Origin of the sequence: Rubripirellula tenax, assembly GCF_007860125.1 — a bacterium.
In the GTDB taxonomy this organism is placed as follows: Bacteria; Planctomycetota; Planctomycetia; order Pirellulales; family Pirellulaceae; genus Rubripirellula; species Rubripirellula tenax.
Genome location: NZ_SJPW01000001.1, coordinates 379986 through 396794 on the forward strand (window position 1 = coordinate 379986; position 16809 = coordinate 396794).

Here is a 16809-nt window from a genome sequence, read left to right on the forward strand (position 1 = left end):
AGGGACGTTGCCAGGTCGTCCGGGGAGAGGCATCGGTCGAGATTTTTACGCGACGTCGATGTCAACGAGCTTCCAATCTCGAAGGAGTACCTTCATGACTTTGTTGAAATATACCCGTTTGCGGACACATGTCAAGTCGAAGGGTGGTTCGGGGGGGAAGTTCTCGATTTTGTGCCCGAGCAACGCATCGCCGGAGTCCATTGCTGTGCCCATCCCAACAGTTAACGACGAAACCGGCAAATGCAAGCATTTCATGATCGCCGCTTGGGACACCTGGTAATCGTCAAAGTCAACTTAATCTGCACTTTCGACAGAATCGTGTGAAGTGTTACCAGCGGGATGGCCGAAACGAAAGAAGCGGAAAGTGTTTTCGCCTCCCAAAACATTCTCACGATGCCGATGGCCGATTAGGAAGTAGATTTCATGAAAGCGGTAGCCCTCACACTGTTGACCACCTTGGCGATCACGCTTGTGGTTTCCAGCCCCGCCAACGCCGAAATCGCTTGGCAGACCAACCTTCGCACCGCACACGCCCAGGCGCAAGCGGAAGGCAAGTTGTTGCTGATGCACTTCTTCACTGACAATTGCAGTTGGTGCGACAAGCTGGAAGCAGGTGCCTTCAAGGACGCAAGCGTCGGTGGCGCGATCAGCCAGAACTTCGTCGCAGTCAAGGTCCACGCCGGCCAGAGCCCCAAGCTCGCCGAAATGTTCAAGGTCACGAAGTTTCCCACGGACGTGATCGTGACGACGGAAGGCAAAACGCTGGCTCACGGCGTCAGCCCCCAAGAACCATCACGTTACGTCGCAATGCTCGCCAGCACGCTGCCGAACTTGCCAACCCAAAATCCGGCTGCGTCCAATTCGATGATGGCATCGAACCCCATGCCGAATCCGCATGTTCAAAGTGCTCCGGGTTACGCATTGGCACCAGCCGCCGCGCCGACTCAACAAGTTGCCGCCGAATCGAATACGGGCTGGGAACTTCCAAGCGGACCCGCGTCGATTGCAGAAGCCGGCAAGCTGGCCAGCTCACGTACCGAGAACCTGTCGCTTTCGTTGCCCGAGCAAGTTTCGGCTCCCACTCAAAAGCAAACCACTGCACCTGAGATCAACGTCTCGGTCCCCAATGTGACTGCGGCTGCTGAGAAAGCGGTTGCCACGACGAAGCAGAAAACCGCCGATGCGGCCGCCAATGCAAAGAAAGCGGCTGCGGCTGCTGTCGCCAGCGTTGCAGGTGCCGTCGCTGGTGTACCGGCTGAGCCTGAACTTGCAATGGACGGATATTGTGCGGTCACCGTTGTCGACGATGCCAAGTGGGTCGAAGGCAGCCCCGAGTTTGGCGTCATCCACTTGGGCAAACTGTACTTGTTTTCGACTCAGGACAAGATGAAAAAGTTCTTGGCTGAACCGATCCCATACACTCCCGTGCTGAACGAAATCGACGTGGTTCGATTCTTCGAAGAACGCGTGATCGTTCCTGGCAAGCGTGAATACGCCATGCAGGATCCGACCAACCGTCGCATGTTCTTCTTTGCCGACGAAGCCGCCATGCTGCACTTCGAAAACACCTATGACCGCTACGTCGACGCGTCGCTAAAGGTCATGGCCGAAGCCGTACAAGAATCCAACCCACAGGGTTGAGACTAGGTTACAGGTGCCAGAGTACTGACGCTCGCGACAAAAACGAAGCCTCGTGGATCACGGTCCACGAGGCTTTTTTCGTTTTACGGTTTGCTGCTGCCTGTCACTTGTAACATATTTCCCGGTTACCTATTCCCGACTTGCTGTTCGGCATAGCTGGGTCGGATGCCGCCCAGGATGGCGACTCCGGATGAGAATGCGGCGACTGCGATTGCGATCCACACGCCTCTTGCGACCGGCTTGCCGTACCGAGCGCGAACGGCTCGGATGCTTCTCAAATCGTAGGGCTGGTCCCACGGGCCGACCGCAATGAATGTGGCAATCATCGAAAGGGCAATGGACAAGCCACCAACGAGAGGTTCGTCATAACTCATGGAAGATTTCCTCTAGGCTGTCAGGAAACAGGTCTTGTCCAAGATTTCGAACGGACGGCCTTTTCAGGAATCGTTGGCCTGACGCAACTTACGTTCGATGATGCGAATTTGGGCTCGCGCGTTTTCCAGATCCGGACAGATTTCCAGTCCACGCCGCAGCGCCGAAATCGCCGCCTCGCCGTCGCCAAGCATCAACCGACAACGGGCCAAACCCTGCCACGCCGGATAGTGATAGCGGCAATGCCAAAGGCATGCACTGTAGGCGGCTTCGGCCTGATAGAAGTTTTCCAGCCCATGCCAACAGATTGCCAACTGATGATGTGCTTCGGCGTACAAAGGTGCCTGGTCAACCAAAATCATGGTCGGCGCCAAAGCGCCGGCATGCTCGCCGCCGTCGTTGAGGTGCATGACCTTCAACAATTGCTGATGGTGCAACGGGGCAGCATCGCGAACCAAAAGGGCGCGAAAGGAATCGTCCGCGGCCAAGCGTACTCCACGATCGGAATCACTTAGCGCCCGACCGAGTGGCTCGATCGCAGAATGATCGCCCAACGTTCCCAACGACAACGCAGCCGCGCGTCGCAGTTCCACGTCGCCTCGACGAAGCAACGACGTCAGTGTTGATCCGCAGTAGTGCTCGTCGACATCGGCGGCAAACGAAGGAGAATCGGCGGAATCCAAATAGCGGCGATAGGCGGACGCTAGGCGGGTGGTACGAACCAAGGGTGAAGTCACAGTCTCTCCGTCTTTTTGTTTACGCATCGTCTCGCACGTTTGACCGTCGCGAATCCGAACCTGTCGGACAAGCACCGTTCAAAACGACTCTGGTGATTCACTGACGATGGGCATCGTATTCGCGTGCAAGCGGTCGGCAAGCCTGCACCCCCTGTTCCGCCTGAGGGATGCCGATCGGCTGCTGCCAAAAAATGCAGATCTTACGGACATTAAAAACGTTTAGCGGCATCGAACACGCCATCGCGATTTTCGTCCGTCACAACCCCACCTGGTTCGATGATTGTTTTGCCGAACCCGTTAGCCGATCCCAAGGGACGCCGCAGCCATCGATTTTCGTGAGCTATACTGGGCGAGCATAATCACGCCCGATGCGTCCGGCAAGCGAAGGAATGCGACGAAACAGGGGATTTTGGCTTCGTTTTTGAAGTTACGAATCGCCAAGCTGGTTTCGATGACAACACCGACGCCGCCCGGCCGACGAATAGTCGAGGCATCGGACGGTGGAACGAAGACGCGATCTAACTCGCCCCACTTTGCCTATCTATGCATGGATGGGCGTTGCTCTCTAGCAAAGATGAGAAAGTGGTCATGAAAAAACAAAATTGCCAACGAAAAAGACCTTCGATGCGGCATTTCTTTGTCGGACTATTGGTCACCATCGCCACTTCGGGTGCCGTACCGACGATCGCGGACGACACGCTTTTGAGTGCATTGGTCACGAAAGTATCGATCCAGGACCCCATCGCGGCCCGCTTGTCGGCTCCGATGACAGCGATCGTCGACGGGTTGCCGTTGCGGGCGGCGATCGATCGCTTGACCGGCCCAGCTCAGGTGAACGTTTGTCTCAGCCGTGATGTTGACCCGACCACCCCAATCCAGCTGGGTCCGGTCGGCCCGACCAGCTTCGCCGCAATCCGGCAAGTTGCTCAGTCGGTTGGTTGCGAAGTCGATTTTGTCGCCGGTGTCGTCGTGATTGGAAAAGCCACGTGGATCGACGGAGTCGCGAGCCGGTTGAGTGCCTTACCCACCGCGTCGCCGAACGCTGGCCGAAACAAGAAAACGGACTTCCGTGACATCGGGTGGGACCGGCTCGCGACGCCGACCGAAGCGATTGCCTTGGCATCGGGCGAAACGTCAACTAACGAACTGATTCATGACCTCTGGCCGGAAACGCGTTGGATTCGAATCGACCGTAGCGTCGCCGTTACGTTGGTCCGCAGTCAGATCGAGCCGCCGCCGCCGGCAGCTTCCTTAACGCGAAGTTATCAGTCATCGGCACCGGGCGAACTTCGGGCGTCGGTGGAATCGGTTGATTCGCGAGCGAAGGCGCGAATGGTCGACGGCAACCTTGTGGTGCAAGCGTCGCCGGCGGCCCACCGCGCCGCAGTCTTCCAATTGCTGGGCCAACCGCCGGCCGGGCGCGAGTCCAACGATGCACCGTATTCGCTGAAGTCGACAACATCGGCGCGGAACGCACTGACTCAGCTAAGCCAAGCCGCCGGCCGAACGTGCGTGATCGAACCTTCCGCGGCTGATGCGTGCGAAGCGATCATCTCGATCGAAGAAAAGGACGTGACCCTTAAGGTCCTGATCGAACGAGTCGCAATCCTGGCCGGCGTGACAATCCAATGGAACGACAAGACCGTCGTCGTGACTCGGGAAGGTAATTAGCCAGCCCCTCCCTGCGACGGCTCCTTTTACGCTGGCACGATTGCGTTGTGATAGACGTCTTGGACGTCGTCACAGTCGTTCAACATCGATAGGAATTTTTCGAAGTTGGGCAGGTCGTCGGCTGAGATTTCCGATCGAGTCTGAGGGATGAACGTGATTTCATCGACTTCCAATTCTACGTCCGGCATCGTTTCCATCAGTGCGCCGCGAGCCTTGGCGTACTCGGTGCTGGGGGCGAACACGATCACTTGTCCATTTTCGGATTCCACATCGGTCACGTCGACTTCCGCCGAAAGCAATGCTTCCAGGATCTCGTCGCCGTTGTCGCCCTTGAACGACAGCACCGCTAAGTGGTCGAACGAATGGGCGACCGACCCCGGTGCTCCAAATTTCGAACTGGTTTTGGTGAAGCAATTTCGGACGTCGGTGATGGTTCGATTGTTGTTGTCGGTCAGACAATCGATAATGACCGCACAACCGCCGGGTCCGAATCCTTCGTACCGGGCCGAAACGTAGTCTTCGCCGCCCGCACCGCTGGCTTTTTCGAGAGCCCGGTCAATCACGTGGGCCGGAACTTGATCGCGTTTGGCTTTCTCGATCAGCGCCCGCAGCGAGGAATTGCTGGCCGGATCGGCGCCGCTGTTTTTGGCCATCACATAGATCTGTTTCCCGTACTTGGAATAGACCTTCGTTTTCTGGGCCGCGGTTTTGGCCATCGAGACTTTGCGAACTTCGAAACTGCGGCCCATGGCGGGTACTCAGATAAGGGTGCTGGGGAGAAAGGAGTAACGAGTATCCTACTTTCAAACGAAAAACGGGACAGAGCCCTTTTTTCAAAGTGCTCTGTCCCGAATCGTTTTTCGCTCACGTCCAGCGAACCGTTTCGATTATGTCTCGCTCTCGTCGGCGAACCGCCGAGAGCGAGTGTTCTTCATCACTGGTCAAGTTGACCGGGTGATTAGCAACCGCAACCGCATGCTGGTGCAACGTCGCAGCCGCTGTCGCAACCGCAGTTGTTGCCGTTGAAAACCTTCTTCAACATGCTCTTGATTGGGCCGTCGCAGCGAGGTGCTGCACAACCGCAACCGCAATCCGATGCAGCAGCGCCGCATCCGCAATCGCTGCCCATGCCCGAAGCCGAGCAAGGATCGCAGCAAGTTGGTGCTGGTGCACAAACTTGAACTGGAACTTGCTTGCAGACAACTCGTGGTACGCACTTGGTGACGGTGTAAGGTTCGCAAACCTTACGGCACTTGGCGACTTTGATCGTCTTTGTGAAGCACTCGGTGCGGCACTTGGTTTCGCAAACAGTCTTGGTGCGGCATTCTGGGATCATCTTGCACACTTTGTAGCAGATGGTCTTGGTGCGGCATTCAGGAACCATTTTGCAAGTCGTGTAGTTAACAACTTTGCTGCGTTGTTCGCAAACAGTGTTGCAAACGGTGTAGTTGCAAGTCTTGGTACGGCATTCGGGAACCATCTTGCAAGTCGTGTAGTTGACAACCTTGCTGCGGTTTTCGCAAACAGTGCTGCAAACGGTGTAGTTCACAACTTTGCTACGGCACTCGGGAACCATCTTGCAAGTCGTCCAGTTGACGACTTTGCTACGGCACTCGGGAACCATCTTGCAAACGGTGTAGTTAACAACCTTGGTACGGCATTCGGGAACCTTACGGCAAACGGTGTAAGGAATTTCACGAGTGCGGCACTCACGAGTGTAGGAAGTGCAGCACACTTCTTTTTGCTCGCAGGTCGGGACCCAAACCTTCTTGCAGACAGTCGTTGGGCAACCTTGAACGCATTCTGTGCGGCACGAGCCGGGGCAGTAAACGTTCTTGCAGGTCGACGGATCGAACGTCCAAGTGCCTGGTTCACGCACGGTGCGCTTCATCATCTTGCCAGGAACTTCTTCGGTGATCGTTTCCCAATTTCCACCCTTGACGGTGACCATCTTGGTCGTCGTCACGGGAACCACAACGCTGTAGTTCTCGGTACGAGTCTTTTGTTCTTGAACCGTGTTGTAGACCGTGTAGTTGATCGTACGCGACTTTTGTTCTTGAACAGGCACCATGACGGTGTAGTTGACCGTCTTGCTGTGGTTCTCGCGAACCGGGTTCATGACGGTGTAGTTGATCGTCTTTTGGCGAGTTTCCGATACTGGAACCTTGACCGTGTAGTTGATCGTCTTTTGGTGAGTCTCGTACACCGGCTTGTTGACGGTGTAGTTGATCACGCGAGTCTTGGTTTCGTAAGTCGGAACCTTGACCGTGTAGTTGATCGTCTTGGAATGGTTTTCCATGACTTTGTTCATCACGGTGTAGTTCACTTCGCGAGTCTTGGTTTCATACGAGGGAACCATGACCGTGTACTGAACTTCACGCGATTCGGTGTAAGGAACGTTTCGCGTTCCCGACACTTCTTTGTCTTCGTAGTAAACTTCGTTACGTGAACGGTAACGAGTTTCTTCGACTTGATCGTAGACAGTCTCTTGGACCGATCGCATGACGGTGTAAGTGCCGCCGGCAACCGGTGCACCCATCGAGCCGCCATCAGCCATCATGCCGCCGTCGGCAATGCCGCCGTCAACAATCACGCCTTCGCCGGCAGCCATGCCACCGTCAACAACGTTCGAACCACAAGAGCTACAGCCTTGATAGCTGATTGCGCCGCAATAAGCAGCGCTAGCGGACTTGGCCCCCGTAACGATCGCGATGATCGCAACGGCAGGCAACAACCACAGCCTTTTCATATTCAATTCTCCACAGGAAGCAACCGTTAGGTTGCATTGGACGTAGCAAAAAACTTCCGATGCTCCGGCATCGGTGACACACATCGCTGTTTCCCCTGGTGCAAGTGGCACGCTGATCGTTGGCGACTGAGTGTTCTCACTCACGACGCTTCGCTGATCCGGCATCCCAACCCGGCAGTTGCACTTCAACACGGGCATACCGACCGCGTAATCTGTGCTCACTAGCAAAGAGGAACTCGATGCACTGGATTCATCGGCTGGGCATGCCTGGATAAGCACGCAAAACACAACGCCAGGGAAATTTGCGACGTCTACGCAGTTTCAGAGGGCCGACGACATCGCCTTTGACGGTTGTAGGAGCTGCCGACCGAGCTCTCGCCGAGCAGTGACTCGTCAACACCGCCGAACGGCTGTTTTCACCGGTCCCAGCGACCCTCTGGCGCGGCCCCAAAACAATCTTAAATCCTACCAATCGGACCTTACGCACACCCCCACTAGCGGTACAATGCAGGCCGGCGAAGGGATTCCGTTACGTCATGCTTGCCGAAAGCGGCCTGAGGCCCTTCGGCGGCGAATCGTTGAGCACGGCACGATGGTTGAACTTGCAATGGTTGAACTTGCAATGGTTGAACTAGCATTGAAACGCTTGGGGCGAATCCCAAGACGGATGACTTTGCAAACAACGGGCCTTTCGTTCTTCCGCATGCTGACCAAGATTCGGCTGCGTCGCCAAGAAACCTGGTTGCTCGGATTCTGGATCTCTGCATTGATCAGCATGGTGGTCTTCGTCGTTGCCGACAGGCTCGTGCTCACCAACACCACAACCGTTTTGATCCAAATCACGCTGTTGGGTGCAATCGAAGTTGTTTTCAACTGCGTCCGCCACAGATCCTTCATCCAAACGGTTGAATCCAACCAACCAGATCCACACCACGACGCATGCGCGGCGGAGTTCGCACATGGCAACGTACTGGGTGTCGCAACTGGCGAAGGTCCGCTCATCTCCTTTGACGTGCCGCCTAACGATTTGCCGATCAACAAGCCGATCGAAAACGAAACGATCCAACTGGATTCTGACGTTGACGAGGACTCGGGTCTGGATTGTGAAAGCCTTGCCGACATCGGGTCGATCTTTATGGCCGAACCGGTCCCCCCGGCGATGGAACGACTGCGACGAAGCCAATCGTTTTCGGCGTATCAGTTAACGATGATCGAAGAAGAATTGAACGACTTGATGCGAGTACGAATCCATCCGACGGCGTCACTGGATATTATCCCCGGCACACGACTGGGCGATTCAGTGATTGAAAAAGCGATCGGCCGCGGCGGCGAAGCACACGTGTTCGCGGGATCGATTGTCGACACCGGCTGTCCCGTCGCCATCAAAGTACTTACCAATCCGAAGCTGGCGGATCGTTTTCGCCGTGAAATGCGGTTGATGCAGTGGATCGATCACCCCAATATCGTGGCCTCGTATGAATCAGGGGAATTTCATGGATTACCGTTCATCACCTTGGAACGGATGGAGGGGCCCGATCTTTGCAAGCTGGTCCGTACGTCTGGAACTCTGTCGGCCGAACGATCGCTTCGGTTCATCCACTTGACTGCGGTCGCGTTGTCTTACGTCCACGATCGAGGACTTGTGCACCGCGATGTGAAACCGTCCAACATTTTGTTTGACGGAAAAGAGGGCGTAAAATTGGCCGACCTGGGGTTGGCGTCTTGGGTCGACGATCGAACGTGTCGCCGTGTCGACCCCGACGGATACAAAACCATCACCGCACAAGACCTATCGGATCGCAAAGTCGACCCGACGCATTCGCCAACCGCAGACGGGTTCTTGGCGGGCACGTTGCCGTTCATGGCTCCCGAACAAGCCTGGTCACTGAACGCAGCCACCGAGCAATCCGATATTTATGCGCTGGGTGCGACGTGGCACTATTTGGTGTCCGGTCGATCCCGACTTGCTGGAAAAGGGTTCGAGGAACAACTAAAGAATCTGCTGATCCATCGCAAGTTCACCGATCGGAGCGCGACCACGCTTCCGCCCGCCATGCATGCCATCTATCGACGCATGACTGCCTACGAAGCGGGTGACCGATACCGATCGTGCGAGGTGCTGATCCGAGACCTGGAAAAGGAACTGGGACCGATAGCGCACTTTTCCCATTCTGGCAATTCAGACCGCTGCCAAACCGTGCCGCGACGCCCTCAGACGCCATAATCACTACCTCGCATGTTCCGCAATACTGATTCTTGACAATTCCTCCCTGAATTCACTTTTTTCCGGTTGCCTAACCTTACCTGATGGGTAGGTTAGTAACGTTGGGGGAATTTCAGGATGGAATGATTGGATTCCAAACACAGTGTTGCCGCCGATCGGCGGTGACCAACATCCTTGGCTGGGCATCGCGATTTAGGCCTGGCCAGCTCTCAACGAGCGTCGATTTCCGACGATTGGCCTCGAATGTTACCGTTCGAGTGATTCGCAAGTCTTGAGCTACCTACCCTTTTCTGCGACCAAGAAGAACATGATTCGTCATCTCGCTTTCGCTATTACTGCATTTGCTTGCTTCACGTCGGTTTCGCAAGCGACGGATTGGAGCGACATTGCGTTCCCCGTCAAAACTCACGATTTTGGCACGGTCGCGGTCGGCGCGAAGACGGAGTTCCCGTTTTCGGTCGTGAACACGATGAGCAGCGGTATCCACATTCAATCGGTTCGTGCGAGCTGTGGATGTACGACGCCGATCGTCGTCGATCAGTACGTCGCACCAGGCGCAACCGGTACCATCTTGGCCCGGTTCAACACCAGCACGTTCAAAGGCAAAAAGGGCGCGACGTTGACGGTTGTCATCGACCAGCCGTTTTACAGCGAAGTTCGCTTGCGAGTCGACGGCTACATCCGCAGCGACATGGTGTTCTATCCCGGCTCGATCGATTTCGGAAAGATCGCGCAAGGCGAAGCCACTTCGAAATCAACCAAGGTGCTTTACGCCGGCCGCAGTGATTGGCAGATCGTCGACATTCGCAGTAACAAGCCGTGGCTGATGCCGGTGATCAAAGAAACGGTTCGCGAAGGCGGGCGAGTGAATTACGAATTGAGCGTCGACCTGCGTGAAGATGCACCGACGGGTTCGTTCTTGGATGAACTGGTGGTCGTCACGAACGATCGATCGATGCCCAACGTCCCGCTGAAGGTTTCTGGGCAAGTCGATTCCGCATTGTCGATTTCACCCCAAGCAATCGCTTTCGGTTCGATCAAGACGGGCGAAGCATTTACCAAATCGTTGGTTCTGATGGGACGTGAACCGTTCCAAGTCGAGTCGATCACGGCCGAAGGCTGGCAAATCGACTTCCAACCGACCACCGAATTGAAGAAGATGCAGATGGTCAGTGCGACCTTCAAGTATGTTGGCAACGGATCGGGCCCGCAAAAAGCCTCGTTCGAAATCAAGACGTCCGGTGCAAACTCGGTCACGGCCAAAGGCTTGGTGACCGCGGACATCCGCGTCCAGTAGTTCGGGAATCACCGGACAACGTAAATCTTCTCCAAAGCCCCGCGAAACCATTCGCGGGGCTTTTTTTTTGCCAATGAGCAATATCGGGCAACCTCACGTGGCCCCGCGACTCCGCTCGCAGGGTGTACGGTATCTCGTTAACTGCTTTGCAGTTAACGTCCCGCGAGCGGAGTCGCGGGGCCACGCAAGGTTGCCCGTTTGAGTCCCGGTGAACCGATCATTCCGTGATCTCGTAACGTCCGCTATATTCCCACTGCTGCTATGAACCCCGTCCTTGGATCGAACAGGAAACGAATGACCGAGACCCAAACGCCCCGTCGCCCAATGATCGAAGCGGTGGGATTGAGCAAGTTTTATGGTCCATTCGCGGCAGCTCGTGACGTCACCTTCTCGGTGGGCGAAGGCGAGTTGGTCGCTTTTCTAGGACCCAACGGTGCTGGCAAAAGCACCACGATGAAGATGTTGACCGGCTACATCGCCGCCAGCGAGGGTACCGCCCGGATCGCCGGCCACAACATGATGGAAGACCGCATCGAAGGATCGCGTCACCTTGGCTATCTACCCGAAAACGGGCCGCTTTATCCCGAAATGACGCCGCTGACGATGCTGGAGTTCTTTGCCGACGCCCGTGGCATGTCCAAGGCGATGAAGAAAGACCGGATCGAAAAGGTCGTCGACATCTGTGACCTGTCCAGCGTGCTGTACAAAGCGATCAGCAAACTGTCCAAAGGGTTCAAGCAACGCGTCGGCATGAGTCAGGCTTTGTTGCACGAACCCGATGTGCTGATCCTTGACGAGCCGACGGCCGGTCTGGATCCGAACCAGATCCGTGGCGTGCGGGCGACGATGAAGCGACTGAGCGAGACGAAAACGATCCTGCTTAGCACCCACATCTTGCAAGAAGTCGAAGCGATGGCTGACCGCGTCGTGATGATCAACGAAGGCCGAGTGGTCTACGACGGCGATGTTTCGAAACTTCGCGAAATCGGCACCGGCGACCTCGACAACGCGTTCCATACGCTGACGACTCCCTAGTCGTGAAAACGTGCTGAGACGCTGACAACGTCCGAACACACTAGCGACAACGTAAGCCGCGCGGCGCGTCCCCGCGCCCTCGGCTTTTTCCCTGACACTTGTAACCTGTTACCTGAAGCCTTCTTCCATGGCGCTCAATAACGTCACCACCGCATTGCTAAGTCTGCTGGTTTACGACCTGATCTTTTTGTTGATTTTGGTCGCGATCGTTGCAATTCTTGCTGGCACGAAGCGGGCCGCCTTCGCGGTCATGAAACGCAACTTCGTCGGCTACTTCAGCAACCCGACCGGCTACGTGTTCCTGTGTATCTTCGTCTTCCTGACGTCGGTCGCCGCGTTCTGGCCCTACGAGTTCTTTAACCAGAACTTGGCCACGCTGGACCAACTCAACTATTGGTTCCCACTGATCATGCTGGTATTCATCCCGGCGATCACGATGAGCATCTGGGCAGAGGAAAAACGCCAAGGCACCGACGAATTGTTGCTGACGCTGCCCGCCGACGACTTTGACATCGTGATCGGCAAATACATGGCCGCCGCGGCGATTTTCACCGCTTCGCTTCTGTTCAGCCAAATCAGTACGTTCGTCACGCTGGCGATTTTGACCGAAGGCCAGCTCGACACGGGGCTGATTTTCACCAGCTATCTGGGATACTACTTCGTCGGCCTGGCCATGATCGCGATCGGCATGATTGCATCGTTCTTGACCGGCAACCTGACCGTCGGCTTCATTCTGGGTGCACTATTCAATGCACCGTTGGCTTTCGCGTCGCTGGCCGAATCGGTCTCGCCGAACCAAGAAATCGCGTCTTGGTTGGCCGAAAGCGGGATCGCTCGCCCCTTCGATGACTTCGGCCGCGGCGTGGTCAGTTCATCATCGGTGGTGTACTTCGTCTTGGTCGCAACGGTCGCCCTTTACGTTTGCATGGTGCTGATCGGACGACGGCACTGGACCGGCGGCAAAGACGGCAACACGATGGCGTGGCACTACATCGCTCGCGTTTTAGCACTGATCGTGATCACCACAGCTGCGGTGACCTTGTTCCGTAACAAAGACGTGTACCGGCATGACTTTACCGAAGGCAAGGTATCGTCGCTGGCACCGGCGACAAAGAAACTGATCCGCGAACTGGACGCCAATCGCCCGATCGTGATCGACGCGTTCATCAGCAAAGACATTCCGGAAGTCTACGCCAAGACGCGATACGAGCTGATCAACCTGTTGAAGGAGTTCCGTAGCGAAGCCGGTGCTCGCGGCCGAGAAATCGAAGTCAACTTGTATGACGACATCGAACTGTTTTCGGACGAAGCCGCGTTGGCCGAGGAACGATTTGGCATCGCCCCACAAACGCGTCTCGTCAAAGAACGCGGATCGTCCCAGCAAAAGCAATTGATCATGGGCGCGGCGTTCAAGTCGGGACTCGAAAAAGTCACCGTGCCGATCTTTGAGTACGGAATTCCCGTTGAATACGAACTGGTCCGCTCGATCAACACGGTCGCATCGGGAGCCCGGAAGCGTCTCGGCATCGTGTCCACCGACGCTCGATTGATGGGCGGTTCGGTGATGAGCGGAATGTCGATGCAACAGGTGCCGCGACACATGCTGATGGACGAACTGGGCAAACAATACGACGTCGAGGAAGTCGATTTGAATTCGCCTGTCTCGCCCGACGTTTACGCGGCGTTGCTGTGCGTGCAACCATCGTCGTTGGGTCCGCCGCAATTTGAGCGACTGCTCGAAGCCGTTCGCGCAGGCGTTCCGGTCGCGGTGTTCGAAGACCCCGCGCCGGTCGGAGCCGGATACATCACGCCGACAGGCCAACCCAAGGAAGCGCCGGGCGGAATGTTCGGCGGCGGTGGGCAAGCCCCGAAAGCCGACATTCGCCAATTGTGGGACCTGCTGGAATTGGATGTCCCCGGTCGCGCAGGCATGCAAGGCATGTTCTCGCCCGATGTGGTTTGGCAACAACACAACCCGTACCCCACGCTGGACGACCAAGCCAACGAATTGTGGATCTTCATCGACGAAGAATCACCCGGTGCCGGCGAAGGTCAAGCGTTGAGCAACGACAACGTGATCACGTCCGGGTTGAAAGAAGTTTTGGCGATCGTCAGCGGTGCCGTCATGGCAAAGGGCGATGCCACGATGACCCACACGCCGCTACTGCAAACAGGCGGGCTGAGCGGGTTGATCGGCGGTGACAAGATGCGAGAAATCATGACTCGCCAGACCACCGTCGCTCGCGAAACGCAAGGATTGAAACCGTCGGTCCCAATCGCGATGGCGATCGAGGGCAAAGCCGTCGCCGCCGAAGAAGCGAAAACGGAAACGCCCGCCGAAGGGGAAGCCGCGCCGCCTGCGGCGAAGCCGATCAAGGCCGTGTATATCGCCGACACGGACATGATGTTGCCCGAGTTTCTGATGATTCGTGCCGACCCCAACACGGTTACCGAAGCCCGTTTCCAATTCCAGAACGTAACGTTTGTCTTGAACGTGATCGACTGGCTGACTGGCCAATATGACTTCATCGAAGTTCGCAAGCATGAGCCGATCTTTGCATCGCTGCGCATGATCGATTCGGTCAAAGAAGAAGCTCGCACGGCCGTTCGGGAAGGAAGCAAGGAGTTCCAGACGGAATACGACGCAGCGATTCGCGAAGCCGAGGAAGCGCAGCAGTCGCGAATGAAGGAACTGCAAGAAGAAGTTGAGAAACTTCAGAAGCAAAACGCCGACGGCAAGGTCTCGCGAGCCGAGTTGCAAGCGAAGCTGCAAACGTTCCAAACCCAGCAGGAGCTCGAACAACGAAAACTCGACGTTCGACAAACCAAACTGCAACGCGATCGTGAGTTGAAGGTTCGCGACATCGAACGAACGGCTGCGGATGAGGTGACCAAGATTCAAAACAAGGTCAAAGCCGCCGCCGTGACGCTGCCATGCATTCCGCCACTGGTTGTCGGCGTGATCGTGTTCGCAGCCCGACGACTGCGTGAACGCGAAAACATCTCGAAGAGCCGCCTGAAGTAGGCAACAGGTTTCAGGCGACAGGCAACAGGAAAGAATGCTCGATCCTGTTGCCGACGACCTGATCCGCGATGCTACTTTCGAATTCCTGAAACCTATAACCTGTAACCTGATATCTATTCCCATGAACGAAGGCAAGAAAACTGGACTCTTTTGGGTCATTGCTGCTGCGACGGCAACCGTCGCTACGTTTGTTTCTTGGCCCCGCGCGGTCGTGCAAACGGACAACGGTGCCGGCCAGATGCTGTTCGAAAAGTTTACCGATCCGTTGGCCGCGGCCAGCATGAAAATCGTGACGTTCGACGAAGCTCAGGGGACGCTCGATACGTTCGAAGTACGCAAGGACAAAGAGTCGGGACAGTGGACGATCCCGTCGCGTGAAGGCTACCCAGCCGATGCGATTGAACAGATGAAGGACGCCGCTAACTCGCTGGTAGGCGTAAAGATCCTTGATATCCAGACGTCCAACGCGGAAGATCACGACGATTTGGGCGTGGCGGAACCGGCGCTCGAAGATTTGGAGGTCGGTGATGACGGCGTCGGCCGCTTGGTGACGTTCAAAAACGACGCTCAAGAAACGCTGGCGTCGCTGATCATCGGAGATCCGCTGAAGGATGATCCGACCAAACGGTATGTGCGAATTCCCAACCAGGACCCGGTCTACGTCATCAAGTTCGATGAAGCGCCGCTGACGACGAACTTCCGTGACTGGATCGAAGACGATTTGCTGCAGATGAGCAGCATCGACATCGACACGCTTGAGATCAAAGACTACACGGCGACGCTAGGCCAGGGCGGCATCTCGCTGAGCCGAAAGTACACAGCCGACGTTGCTGTCGAAGGCGCCCAATACAGCCTGACTTCAATGCTGGAGTTCGACCCCAACGACCCTCGTGTTGAAGCGAAGAAAGTCGACGCGCCGGCCGGGCAAACGTTGAACAAGACCAAGCTGAACGAAATGAAGAACGCGCTCGACGATCTGAAAATCGTCAATGTGTATCGCAAGCCCGAGGGTGTCAGCGCGACGTTGAAGGCCAGCAAAGACTTGCTTTCCGACCAGGACGCAATCACTTCGTTGGCACAGCGAGGCTTTTACCCCATCGATGTCGGCCCCGATGGCGAAGCAGAAATCTTGTCGGCCAACGGCGAATTGAGCGTCTCGCTGAAGGATGGTGTCAAGTATCTGATTCGCTTCGGAAACATTGCCGGCGTCAGCGAAAGTGGCGGGAGTGACGAATCGACCGAAGGCGAGGAAAAATCGACGGGTGGTGTGAACCGCTACTTGTTCGTCACGACGATGGTCGACGAGTCGAAATTCCCGGTGCCCAACTTGCGTGCCATTCCGCAAACGCTGGAAGAACTTGACGCGATGCTCAATCCACCCAAAGTGGAAGAGCCGAAGGCAGAAGAACCACCGGTCGGCGAGATCAAAGAAAATGACGCCGCACAATCCGATGAACCGGAGATGAAGGAAGAGGAAACATCTGACGAGTCGCCTGCGGAGGAATCAGAAGCCAAATCGGAAACTACGGAATCCGACGAGGCCGATGAAGCAGAAATGAAGGAAGAGTCCAAAGAGTCGAGCGAGACCGAAGCCACCGAAGACACGGCGGCGGAAGAGTCCGGCGAAGTGGAAACGGAAGGCGAGGGTGAAGCGACAGGGAAGGGCGAGGCTCAAGAAGAAGGCGATGCCGCGGCCGAAGTGGAAACGGAAACGAAGACTGACGTCGAAGCGAAACCGGCTGATGAAAAGTTGACCGACGAAGAATTGCAAGAACGCTTGGAAGCCGAGCAGGAGAAGATCACCAAGGAAAACCAACGCAAGTTGGATGCCCGCAAGGATCAACTCGAGGCGGCACAGCGGAAGGTTCGTGAGCTGAACGAACGCTTCTCGGATTGGTACTACGTCATCGCCGAGGATACGTACTCGAAGCTGACGATCAAACGAGACGACTTGTTCGAATCCGAAAACGCAGCCGCGGCGGCAGAAGCGCCGGGCCAGGGCGGACCACAGTTCAACATTCCAGGCTTCCCCGGCAATTAGCGCGACGAAATGCAAAG

The 16809-nt window shown here is 56.1% G+C and carries 11 protein-coding genes; 7 read left to right on the forward strand and 4 right to left on the reverse strand.

The window, feature by feature from the left end; all coding sequences use genetic code 11:
* Positions 1-423: 423 nt before the first annotated feature.
* Complete coding sequence (locus Poly51_RS01445; protein WP_146453572.1) at positions 424-1641, forward strand: thioredoxin family protein; 1218 nt, start codon at positions 424-426, stop codon at positions 1639-1641.
* Positions 1642-1766: 125 nt separating this feature from the next.
* On the opposite strand, the gene Poly51_RS01450 is transcribed toward Poly51_RS01445, so the two are convergent.
* Together Poly51_RS01450 and Poly51_RS01455 are read right to left on the reverse strand one after the other, a co-directional pair.
* The gene (locus Poly51_RS01450) at positions 1767-2015 is read right to left on the reverse strand and encodes a hypothetical protein (RefSeq protein WP_146453573.1); all 249 of its coding nucleotides are present in this window, start codon (positions 2013-2015) and stop codon (positions 1767-1769) included.
* A 63-nt stretch (positions 2016-2078) separates the two neighbouring features.
* The gene (locus Poly51_RS01455; RefSeq protein WP_146453574.1) at positions 2079-2777 is read right to left on the reverse strand and encodes a HEAT repeat domain-containing protein; all 699 of its coding nucleotides are present in this window, start codon (positions 2775-2777) and stop codon (positions 2079-2081) included.
* A 597-nt stretch (positions 2778-3374) separates the two neighbouring features.
* Here Poly51_RS01455 and Poly51_RS01460 point away from each other — a divergent pair.
* On the forward strand, positions 3375-4421 hold the full coding sequence (locus Poly51_RS01460; RefSeq protein ID WP_146453575.1) for a hypothetical protein: 1047 nt from the start codon (positions 3375-3377) through the stop codon (positions 4419-4421).
* Between the two features lie 26 nt (positions 4422-4447).
* Here Poly51_RS01460 and Poly51_RS01465 read toward each other — a convergent pair whose 3' ends face one another.
* Both Poly51_RS01465 and Poly51_RS01470 read right to left on the reverse strand, forming a co-directional pair.
* Positions 4448-5170 carry a YebC/PmpR family DNA-binding transcriptional regulator gene (locus Poly51_RS01465; RefSeq protein WP_146453576.1) on the reverse strand — a complete coding sequence of 241 codons (723 nt, stop codon included), beginning with the start codon at positions 5168-5170 and terminating at the stop codon, positions 4448-4450.
* A 209-nt stretch (positions 5171-5379) separates the two neighbouring features.
* On the reverse strand, positions 5380-7314 hold the full coding sequence (locus tag Poly51_RS01470; RefSeq protein ID WP_246114196.1) for a hypothetical protein: 1935 nt from the start codon (positions 7312-7314) through the stop codon (positions 5380-5382).
* A 448-nt stretch (positions 7315-7762) separates the two neighbouring features.
* Between Poly51_RS01470 and Poly51_RS01475 the strand changes: the two genes are divergently transcribed.
* The 5 genes from Poly51_RS01475 to Poly51_RS01495 all read left to right on the forward strand — a co-directional run bounded on the left by Poly51_RS01475 (position 7763) and on the right by Poly51_RS01495 (position 16792).
* On the forward strand, positions 7763-9394 hold the full coding sequence (locus tag Poly51_RS01475) for a serine/threonine-protein kinase (protein ID WP_222435765.1): 1632 nt from the start codon (positions 7763-7765) through the stop codon (positions 9392-9394).
* 307 nt (positions 9395-9701) lie between these two features.
* Positions 9702-10691, forward strand: a complete 990-nt coding sequence (locus Poly51_RS01480) for a DUF1573 domain-containing protein (RefSeq protein ID WP_146453578.1) — start codon at positions 9702-9704, stop codon at positions 10689-10691.
* A 294-nt stretch (positions 10692-10985) separates the two neighbouring features.
* On the forward strand, positions 10986-11726 hold the full coding sequence (locus tag Poly51_RS01485) for an ABC transporter ATP-binding protein (protein WP_246114197.1): 741 nt from the start codon (positions 10986-10988) through the stop codon (positions 11724-11726).
* A gap of 127 nt (positions 11727-11853) precedes the next feature.
* Positions 11854-14751, forward strand: coding sequence for a Gldg family protein (locus Poly51_RS01490; RefSeq protein ID WP_146453580.1), 2898 nt, complete (start codon positions 11854-11856; stop codon positions 14749-14751).
* Between the two features lie 121 nt (positions 14752-14872).
* Complete coding sequence (locus tag Poly51_RS01495) at positions 14873-16792, forward strand: DUF4340 domain-containing protein (RefSeq protein WP_186775272.1); 1920 nt, start codon at positions 14873-14875, stop codon at positions 16790-16792.
* The last annotated feature ends 17 nt before the right edge of the window (positions 16793-16809 follow it).

Coding starts and splice junctions, on each gene's coding strand:
- Poly51_RS01460 (WP_146453575.1), top strand. CDS start 3,375: ATGCGGCATTTCTTTGTCGGACTATTGGTCACCATCGCCACTTCGGGT.
- Poly51_RS01455 (WP_146453574.1), bottom strand. CDS start 2,777: ATGCGTAAACAAAAAGACGGAGAGACTGTGACTTCACCCTTGGTTCGT.
- Poly51_RS01490 (WP_146453580.1), top strand. CDS start 11,854: ATGGCGCTCAATAACGTCACCACCGCATTGCTAAGTCTGCTGGTTTAC.
- Poly51_RS01480 (WP_146453578.1), top strand. CDS start 9,702: ATGATTCGTCATCTCGCTTTCGCTATTACTGCATTTGCTTGCTTCACG.
- Poly51_RS01485 (WP_246114197.1), top strand. CDS start 10,986: ATGACCGAGACCCAAACGCCCCGTCGCCCAATGATCGAAGCGGTGGGA.
- Poly51_RS01475 (WP_222435765.1), top strand. CDS start 7,763: ATGGTTGAACTTGCAATGGTTGAACTTGCAATGGTTGAACTAGCATTG.
- Poly51_RS01445 (WP_146453572.1), top strand. CDS start 424: ATGAAAGCGGTAGCCCTCACACTGTTGACCACCTTGGCGATCACGCTT.
- Poly51_RS01465 (WP_146453576.1), bottom strand. CDS start 5,170: ATGGGCCGCAGTTTCGAAGTTCGCAAAGTCTCGATGGCCAAAACCGCG.
- Poly51_RS01495 (WP_186775272.1), top strand. CDS start 14,873: ATGAACGAAGGCAAGAAAACTGGACTCTTTTGGGTCATTGCTGCTGCG.
- Poly51_RS01450 (WP_146453573.1), bottom strand. CDS start 2,015: ATGAGTTATGACGAACCTCTCGTTGGTGGCTTGTCCATTGCCCTTTCG.